The sequence below is a fragment of the Alteribacillus sp. HJP-4 genome (assembly GCF_042139015.1).
Lineage (GTDB): Bacteria > Bacillota > Bacilli > Bacillales > Marinococcaceae > JBHIKY01.
In genome coordinates, this window is record NZ_JBHIKY010000028.1 from 38,978 (window position 1) to 47,923 (window position 8,946).

The window sequence follows — 8,946 nt, forward strand, 5'->3', positions numbered from 1 at the left end:
CACGTTAAGTAGACCTATGCGTTTAATCCTTTACGTGCTGAATGAGCTGACGTTTTATAGCGTCAGGAATAGGTTCAGTTTTTTGATGAATAAAATTGAAATTAACATACGTCGATATTCCTTCTGCACAGAGTATATCGTTCTGAAGAATTACTTCATAAATATCAAAACTGCTTGTACCAATTCGTTGAATCCAGGTACGTACTGTAACGGGAATGCCATAATAAATTTGATGCTTATATTGTACATTCATGCTGAGGATCACACATTTCCAGTCAGAAAATTGTAAATCAGGGGTAAACATTTGAAATATTTCATCACGACCAGCTTCGAACCACACCGGTATGACGGTATTGTTGATATGTCCAGCACCGTCAGTTTCAGATACTCGAGGCACAATTTTTTTCGAACATCTTTTACCGCCTCTCTATCGAGATACATATTGATTGTTTTCTTCCCAGAACCGCCACGGATAATTCTTAGCGTCACCTGAATTATCGATCCCGATTCTCGGTCCGCTTACAATTTGAGAAGGGGCTGGTCCCTCAGCTAAATACAAGGGAGATTTCCAGAAGGTGCTTCCGTAATCTGCTTTTGTTATGCCGAGCGCTTTCGTCAGTTTCCCAGGGCCGTTTGTTAATTCCTTCTTTTTTTTAATTCCCCTTCTTTTAAACATCAATTCGATTCCCTCTGCCGGCTCCACGGCCCTGATCAATATGGCGTGTGGTGTATCTTGGGGAGCGCAGACAACATTCACAAGACAATGTGTGTGCATTTCGTAAGTATAAACATGTCCTGGGCTTTCAAACATAATTTCCGTGCGATTGGTCCTTCTGTTTCCATAGCTGTGGGCAGCTCTGTCTTCCGGTCCCATATAAGCTTCTGTTTCTACAATCCAACCAGAAGCCGTTCCTTCTGCTGTCTGTTTAACAAGCTTTTTACCTAACAGCATCTTTGCAAGCTCGATTGTTTCTTGTTCATAAAAAGAACGCTCTAAAATTTCCATACGATCACCTTCAGATTAAGGTTGAAAACTATTTCCTTCGCATATCTAAAAAATTTATTTATAATGAAACAAGTGTACTACATATTTGGAGGATCCCAGAATGATATCTACTACTTCTTTAAAATCTATACGCAGCCAAAGAATTATTCTTATTGTCGGTATCATTGTTATTGCATGTAATCTTCGGCCTGCCATTACTTCTGTAGGGCCGATAATTAGTATAATTCGTGAGGATACTGGAATCTCTAATAGTGCTGCAGGACTTCTTACCACACTGCCTTTGCTTGGATTTGCCGTATTTTCCATACTCTCTCCTAAACTAAGTCAGTATATTGGAATATACCCTGCCGTATTTATCGGAATTGTAACACTCGGAACAGGTACATTCATACGCTCTGCCGATTTTCTCGCTGCCTTATTTACAGGGACTGCGCTTGCCGGTATTGGAATTGCTATCTGCAATGTACTGCTTCCTGGTATCGTCAAGCAAGAGTTTCCTCGTAAGGTTGGACTAATGACAGGAGTTTATACACTCTCTATGGGAGTGTTTGCGAGCACTGGCTCTGGTATAAGCTATCCGCTTACTGAATTAGGTCTTGATTGGGAAAACGCACTTGCCATTTGGGGTATCCCTGCCGGAATAGCACTAATCATCTGGCTGCCTCAGCTTCGGCTGTCGCATGAAGGGGCAGGGCAGCAAAGCGCAGGAACTGTCTCAAAAAGCCCGCTGTGGCGTTCCCCGCTTGCCTGGAAAGTTACGTTATTCATGGGGATGCAGTCTTTTTTATTTTATTGTTTAGTCGCATGGCTCCCCGAAATACTTCAAACGAAAAACCTTTCTGTGGGGCTGTCAGGCTGGATGCTCTCTATTATGCAGATCGTCGGTGTGCCTTTATCCTTTTTAACTCCAGTGCTGGCGGATCGTTTTCAAAATCAACGAGGCATTATTGCCGTTCTTTGTACTGTTTATATGACTGGGCTTATTGGTGTGCAGGTAAGCAGCCAATTCTTATGGCTCTGTTTTTTTGTTGTTTTACTCGGTTTTGGACAGGGATCTGCCATCAGTCTCTCCCTTACACTTCTAAGTCTAAGGGCAGCCAATCCTTTAGATGCTTCAAGGCTTTCTGGAATGGCCCAATCCTTCGGTTACCTGTTTGCTGCAGCAGGACCATTATTAATGGGGTTGTTATTTGATATATATGGCACGTGGACACCGGCTCTGTTTATTTTTATTGCTGTTTCTGCAGGTATGTTATTTGTTGGACTTGGCGCAGGGCGTGCCGAATACGTCCAGTCTTATACCCATAATTGAGGCCGCCTCACCGGCGGCCATATTTACACACTAAATTTTTATCAGTCTCATAATACACCAGCGCTGCTGCTCCAAGAAGACCGTTATTTGAGCCGAGCGAAGTCGGTACAATTTGTATATTTCTCGAAACGCTATTCAGTGCATAAGTGGACACATACGATTGCAGGGCATGAAACAATGGCTCTCCTGCGTTCGAGACCCCACCGCCGACTACAATTATTTCGGGGTCATACATATTGATTAAAGAAACACAACCAGTACCGATTTTAGAAAATATTTCCTCTATAAATTCGACTGCAGCTGGATCTCGATCTCTGTACAGTTCCATAACTTCGGAGGAGGTCATATCTCTGCCGAACCGGGCGGAAGCATGTCGTGCGATCCCAGTGCCGGATGCAATCCATTCCAGACAGCCATATTGGCCGCAAGTACATTTTCCGTAAGAAGGATCAACTACAATATGTCCTACCTCTCCAGCATTTCCTCCTGTTCCCGAAATCAACTTACCACCAGACATCATGCCTGCTCCAATACCAGTACTTATCGTAAGATAAATAAAATCATTACTATTTTGAGCAGCACCAAGCCATTTTTCTGCCAATGCAGCAGCAGTTGCATCATTTTGCAAATATACAGGAAGTGAAAATTCTTCTTCTAATAAGGAAACTATAGGAACTCTCCGCCAGCCCGGTAAATTTGGAGGCTCATGCACTGTGTTTTCTTTTAAATTCAATGGTCCAGGCGCCCCCACTCCAATTCCGATTACTTCGTGCCAGCCTGTCGAGCCCTCCACCAGTCCACGGACGACATCAGCAATTTTTGACACCATTTCTGCCGGAGCAGTGTCTCTTTCCATGGGGATAGTCCTGTTATCCTTGAGTTCTCCTCTTTTATTTACCAATCCAATAGCAATTTTCGTGCCGCCAATATCAATTCCAACCGCATACCCCACCTTCAATGACTCCCTTCATTCGCAATCATGAGACTCGCTTTCCCTCTAAGCTCCAATTCTTTATCCTTCGAGCCTGCAGGCAGTATAAAGTGATCTCCTTTTTCAAAAAGATATTTTTTATCATTTAATATAAATTGACCTGATCCTGTAAGGACGCTGAATAAATTAAGGCCGGTTTTTAACGGAAGCGCAAAAGAACCGCCTAAGTCACATTTATAAACCGAGAAATAATTGTCAGAAAGCAGCTCAGTCAGAATTGTTCCACTGCTTTCTGAGAGGATTTTCTTGTTTGGAGTGGCATCCCTGGCAGGAACTGTCGTCACTTCAACTGCTTTTTTTAAATGAAGCTCTCTTTTGTGACCTTCATTGTCAGTTCGGTCAAAATCATAAACGCGGTACGTAGTGTCTGAGCTCTGTTGAATTTCAAGAATTACAATTCCTTTACCTATGGCATGTATAGTACCACTTGGTACAAAATAAAAGTCACCTGACTTTACTGGCACCCTTTTAAAAAGGGTCTCCCATTTTTCCTTCTTTACTTTATCTTTGAACTCTTCTCTGCTGGAAGCATGATGTCCCAGAATCAGCTCCGCTCCAGGCTCGGCATGGGCGATATACCAGCATTCAGTTTTTCCATAAGCTTCGTTTGGCTCAAGCTTCTGTGCTTGTTCATCATTGGGATGGACCTGTACCGATAAAATATCATTGGCATCAAGCAGCTTCACCAACAGCGGAAATTCCCTGACAGTTTTTTCTCCAAATAAAGCCGGTTCGGTATTCCATAGTTCCCGCAGAGTCCATCCCTCATATGTACCTGATGAAATTTTGCTGCTTCCGTTCGGATGTGCAGAAATACACCACGCTTCTCCTGTCTTATTTGTTGGAATGTCATAGCCATACTGGCGCAGACGCTCTCCGCCCCATATCTTTTCTTTGAAAATTGGTTCAAGAAATAAGGGTTCCATCTTCTCCCTCCAATTTTAAATAGTAGGTGCTCGATCTGCATCAAATTTCAATCCAAGATCTGCACGAATCCGATCTGTCTGCCTTAATACAAGCCGTGACTCTGTCAATGTCTTATCTGCAGGCCCTGATTCATTTGTAAGACGTATAAATGCTTCAATCTCATAGCTCATTTCCGGCTTTTCCAGCTCTATGAAGGTTGTTTCAGAGTTATTTCCTTTCACAGGATGGAAGGTGAGTTTTTGAGGAGAATTTATTTTATCTATATACAGTGTTCCTTTTTCACCTTGTATCTCACTTGGCGTCTCTGAATGCGCTATTTTTGAATAATAAATAATCGCTTCAAAATCTTCATATTTCAATAACGCACCAGCCTGGCCATCCACTCCGCTGCTCAGCATTGTTCCAGCTGCATCCAGTGACTGCGGCTCTCCGAAACAGTGGATGAGAGGATACAGACAATATACCCCAAGATCCATCGTTGCCCCGTTTGAGTAATACGGATCAAAAGCATTCAGGACATTACCTTCTAAAAATGCATCATAGCGGCTTGAATATTGACAATAATGCGATACGACGCGACGTACTTTTCCAACCTTAGGCAGCCATTCCTTCATTGTTTGAAACGATGGAAGATATAAAGTTTTAATTGCTTCCATTAATACGACCTCGTTTTGAATAGATACCTCAATCAAACGTTCCGCTTCAATTTCATTAGAACAGAGAGGCTTTTCACACATAACGTGCTTGCCCTGGTCCATTGCAGCTTTTGCCTGTACGGCATGGAAACGATTCGGGCTCGCTATATAAACTGCATCAATCTCCGGGTTAACAAGCATCTCCTGAAAATCATCATACGCTTTTACGATGCTGTATTTTCCAGCCAGCTCCTCGGCTCGATCGAGGTTCCTTGAATAAACTGCTGTAATATTGCAATCATGAACTGCAGCGGCTGCTTCTATAAATTTCTCTGTAATCCAATTCGTACCAATTGTCGCTATGTTCATGACAATTCCTCCGATTTTATTTTTCTATTAGTTTACCATATGGCGCCAGGTTCCCTTCTATAGTTTATCAAAAAGAGGCTGTGACAAAAGAAAATTATTCATTGCAATGTTTAGACGATTCTACTAGGATTGTTTGTTTCCTATGAGTTTTCAATATATGCTCCGTCAAAACGCTTCGCTTTCCGCGGGCACGGCTCAAGCCTTCACGGCAGAAAGAACACTGCCTGGGAGTCTTGAGACTCGTGCTGTTCCCGCAGGAGTCTACGCATTTTGACTACGCAAGAGCACTGCTTTCTCATTCAAAGAAATTAATATTCGACTCTCAAGATGCTATTTTTATTTGTCCAAGCTTTTTCATACGGCCATCTTTGACATTCATTAATTTCATTACGAAAAATACATAATCGCCCTTATGGTGTTTATTTTTCGATTGAAGAATGGAAGGCGGGGACGTTGGGATCAGCGAAGTCTGAAAATCCATTCTGCCGAAGCTTCGCTGAGGCAGAATTAGTTGAAGACAAGCCCCACGGAAAGCGAAGGACTTGTCCACTGCTTTTTTTCCCATGCAAAAGGGGCGAGTATCAGTTATGATACAGCCCCATTATTTTTTGGGAGAACGTCAACTGTTTATAACCATTTGATACAGACCCACTTTTCTAATTGATTACAGAGAAACGATTCTTTTCTCTTGATCTGCTAGGCTTGCGGCTTCATTCAGTCTGGTTAATAGAAGCATGTCCTCCTTGGTTATATGAGGGTTCGTGCCGTGAAGAATTGCTTCACACCATTGCTCCATAGGTGAACGGCCGGAAGGTGGAAGGTCCATAATATCTTCCCATTGATTATTCGTACGGCGGCAGGATTTTAAACGGACATTTCCATTCTCCACTATATATATACCTTCTGTTCCGTGAAGCTCCAGTATAAAGCTGCCTTCGGATACGAAGCCTGCCTCAAGAATGCCGAGTGCTCCATTTTCGTATTCGATGGTCACAATTGAGTTGTCATCCACCTCTGAATCAAGAAAAGTTTGCAGTCTTGCGGAAACATTTTTCACGCTGCCTCCAAGCCTGTTAGACAGGTAAATCGGGTGGGCTCCGAGGTCGATTAATGCTCCACCGCCGCAGGCCGACTTATCAAAGAAATGTGATGGAAGCCAGCCGTCAGGATTATTACTTGTCGGCAGTGCGCCATTGTGTGCCAGGCGGCAGCGAATGGTTGTAAGCTTTCCAATAAGCCCCTCTTCCATTACCTGTTCAGCGTATACGTAATACGGATCGCTTAAGCGGGGAAGTGACAACATAAGCTGAACCTTTTTTTCTTTCACTTTCTCGAAAATCTCTTCACAATCAGCACTGGTCAAAGTTAGTACTTTTTCAGAAAATATGTGCTTTCCATGCTCTGCTGCTTCAAGAATTACTTCCTTATGCAGATTGGTCGGTGTATCCACTATTACAGCATCAATCTCCGGATTTTTTAAAACGGTGACCAGGTCGGCTTCAAACTCTACACCGAGCTCTTCAGCCCAGGCTTGTCCCCGTTCAGGTTTTTCATCCCAAATTTTAACAATATTTATCTCCGGGTGCTCCAACGCTTCCTTTGCGTAATCATCAGCATGAACATGCCAGCGGCTTAACATTGCTGCAGACAGCATCCTATCCCACCTTCTTGTTATATTGTTTTTTCATTGTACCATGGAACACATTCATTTCTTAGGCTTCTCTTGAATAAAGTAATACAAGACTACTGTTTTGGGAGGAAAGCTATGAATGATCATGCTGCACCTGTTGTTGTTCAAACACGTGCATTTACCGATCCTAATCTTTTTATTTTATATCCGTATGTGTTTCTTCCACAGCCTGATTGGCAGCTTTTAATAAACAATTCCATACAAGAAAAAATCTTCGGATTGTTCTCTAAAGTGAAGGAAATGGGATATTACGAGCCTGGGGTAACTGAATATCGCGGAAGCTACGAAATGAAAAATAATCAACTCGGCATACTCAGTTTTACATTCAGTAGTTTCGCCAATATGCCCGGGCTGGCTCATCCTGTAAATGGTCTTAATTCGCTGACCTTTAATGCTACTACAGGAGAAATTACAAAACTTAGTGATTTATTTATGCCAAACAGTCATTATGTTGAACGTTTAAATGAATTGATTTTAGAACAGATTGAAGCAAGAAATATTCCACTGCTTAATGGATTCCCTGGAATTTCAAGAAATCAGTCGTTTTATCTTGCTGATAAAACGGTGGTTATTTATTTTGATCAGTACGAAATAAGCCCGGGTTACGTTGGCTTTCCTACTTTTCCAATTCCCGGGTTTAAAATTCAGGATATTTTAAACGAAAACAGTGTTTATTTTACTTTATTGACTTAAAGAAAATTTTAATAGAATAGATAGCATTCAAATTTATTGACCCCTGTCGGAATCTGAAGTATATTCTGATTTCAGATGGGGGTTTCTTTTTTATGAGAAATATACTGGGTGCTTTGTTATTAATAGGCGCCATTTATTTTCTGCTGACAAATATTGATCAGGCAGACGAGGTTGTTTTTAATGAACCTGCGATTCCTGCTGAAGACATTGTTCAGCATGATGGTCTGGTTCCTGAGGTAAAAAAGAAATCAGAGCAGCTGCAGAAGCAGGCTGAGGCAGAAGGTATAGATGTAGTTATTACTGATGGTTATCGCTCAGCAGAGGAACAGAATGAGCTTTTTGCTGAAGGGCGTGAGTCAACTGACGGGGGTATTGTGACATATGCAGAAGGTGGAAGCTCATATCACAACTACGGTCTTGCTGTAGATTTCGCCCTGCGGCTCGATGATGGACAGATCGTGTGGGATACGGAACGTGATGATAACGACAATGGAGAAGCAGATTGGATGGAGGTCGTCGAGATTGCGAAGGATTTAGGCTTTGAATGGGGCGGAGATTGGCAGGGCTTTTCTGATTATCCTCATCTACAAATGGATTTCGGCCTAAGCCTCGAAGAACTTCGCGAAGCCGAAGAGCAAAGTATGCTATAATAATTCAGCAAACAGTCAGATATTTTGGAGGGACCATGCTTACGTTTGAAGAAAAACTCGAAATCATCAGTTCATTTCCTGAATTGACAAGAAAAGATGTTTCACTGGGCCGTGTCAATTTTCATTATGAAGAAAGTGCTTCCGACAAGAAAAATGTCGTATACCATTTACATCCTAATGGAAATGGTTTTGTGTATGCAAAAGAGGTCCACGGTTTAGAGACAGATTCGAAGGGCTTAGTTAATATTCGCGATTTCGGTGAAAAAGAGCTTCGTAACATTGTGCAGCAAGCCATTAAATCACTTGCTCCTGTTGTGGAGGAAGAAATGGTAATGGAAGAATGGATAAATGAAGAAGAACAGCTTCTCGTAATGATCCAGGAAGACGATGGATGGAACGTATACGCAGGTGTCGAACTGGATGGTGCCTTTCACACTTATGGAGAAGCAGCTGATTACCTGGAGCAAGAAGGATTTAGAAAAGAATAAAGAAACGGGGCTGTATCATAACTGATACTCGCCCCTTTTGCATGGGAAAAAAAGCAGTGGACAAGTCCTTCGCTTTCCGTGGGCAGCGCTTCAGCTAACCGGGCGAAACCCGCGCCCGGCGGATCTTCAGCCGCTGCTCTTCGAGGCTGCTGAAAAAGTACCCGATAAAATACGATTTTTGGCTA

At 42.5% G+C, this 8,946-nt stretch carries 11 protein-coding genes; 4 read left to right on the forward strand and 7 right to left on the reverse strand.

All coding sequences use genetic code 11. The features are described from left to right. Positions 1-22: 22 nt before the first annotated feature. Complete coding sequence (locus ACE4RR_RS18615; RefSeq protein WP_375536967.1) at positions 23-400, reverse strand: acyl-CoA thioesterase; 378 nt, start codon at positions 398-400, stop codon at positions 23-25. Positions 401-427: 27 nt separating this feature from the next. Next, a complete protein-coding gene (locus tag ACE4RR_RS18620) occupies positions 428-1,006 on the reverse strand; it encodes a DNA-3-methyladenine glycosylase (RefSeq protein ID WP_375536955.1) in 579 nt (192 codons plus the stop codon). A 100-nt stretch (positions 1,007-1,106) separates the two neighbouring features. Between ACE4RR_RS18620 and ACE4RR_RS18625 the strand changes: the two genes are divergently transcribed. Beyond that, positions 1,107-2,318, forward strand: a complete 1,212-nt coding sequence (locus tag ACE4RR_RS18625; protein ID WP_375536956.1) for a CynX/NimT family MFS transporter — start codon at positions 1,107-1,109, stop codon at positions 2,316-2,318. A 7-nt stretch (positions 2,319-2,325) separates the two neighbouring features. Here the strand turns inward: ACE4RR_RS18625 and ACE4RR_RS18630 are convergent, their stop codons facing one another. The 5 genes from ACE4RR_RS18630 to ACE4RR_RS18650 all read right to left on the reverse strand — a co-directional run bounded on the left by ACE4RR_RS18630 (position 2,326) and on the right by ACE4RR_RS18650 (position 6,894). After that, positions 2,326-3,270: an ROK family protein gene (locus ACE4RR_RS18630; protein WP_375536957.1), complete on the reverse strand. Its 945-nt coding sequence runs from the start codon at positions 3,268-3,270 to the stop codon at positions 2,326-2,328. Between the two features lie 2 nt (positions 3,271-3,272). Further along, positions 3,273-4,235, reverse strand: coding sequence for a mannose-6-phosphate isomerase, class I (manA, locus tag ACE4RR_RS18635; RefSeq protein WP_375536958.1), 963 nt, complete (start codon positions 4,233-4,235; stop codon positions 3,273-3,275). 15 nt (positions 4,236-4,250) lie between these two features. Then, positions 4,251-5,240: a Gfo/Idh/MocA family protein gene (locus ACE4RR_RS18640; RefSeq protein WP_375536959.1), complete on the reverse strand. Its 990-nt coding sequence runs from the start codon at positions 5,238-5,240 to the stop codon at positions 4,251-4,253. Between the two features lie 322 nt (positions 5,241-5,562). Next, complete coding sequence (locus ACE4RR_RS18645) at positions 5,563-5,790, reverse strand: hypothetical protein (protein ID WP_375536960.1); 228 nt, start codon at positions 5,788-5,790, stop codon at positions 5,563-5,565. Positions 5,791-5,904: 114 nt separating this feature from the next. Next, positions 5,905-6,894 (reverse strand): Gfo/Idh/MocA family protein, encoded by a 990-nt coding sequence (locus ACE4RR_RS18650; RefSeq protein ID WP_375536961.1) that lies wholly within the window; start codon positions 6,892-6,894, stop codon positions 5,905-5,907. A gap of 111 nt (positions 6,895-7,005) precedes the next feature. Between ACE4RR_RS18650 and ACE4RR_RS18655 the strand changes: the two genes are divergently transcribed. The 3 genes from ACE4RR_RS18655 to ACE4RR_RS18665 all read left to right on the forward strand — a co-directional run bounded on the left by ACE4RR_RS18655 (position 7,006) and on the right by ACE4RR_RS18665 (position 8,761). Next, positions 7,006-7,623: an RsiV family protein gene (locus ACE4RR_RS18655; RefSeq protein ID WP_375536962.1), complete on the forward strand. Its 618-nt coding sequence runs from the start codon at positions 7,006-7,008 to the stop codon at positions 7,621-7,623. A gap of 92 nt (positions 7,624-7,715) precedes the next feature. Then, a complete protein-coding gene (locus tag ACE4RR_RS18660; protein WP_375536963.1) occupies positions 7,716-8,273 on the forward strand; it encodes a M15 family metallopeptidase in 558 nt (185 codons plus the stop codon). 35 nt (positions 8,274-8,308) lie between these two features. Next, positions 8,309-8,761 carry a hypothetical protein gene (locus ACE4RR_RS18665; protein WP_375536964.1) on the forward strand — a complete coding sequence of 151 codons (453 nt, stop codon included), beginning with the start codon at positions 8,309-8,311 and terminating at the stop codon, positions 8,759-8,761. The last annotated feature ends 185 nt before the right edge of the window (positions 8,762-8,946 follow it).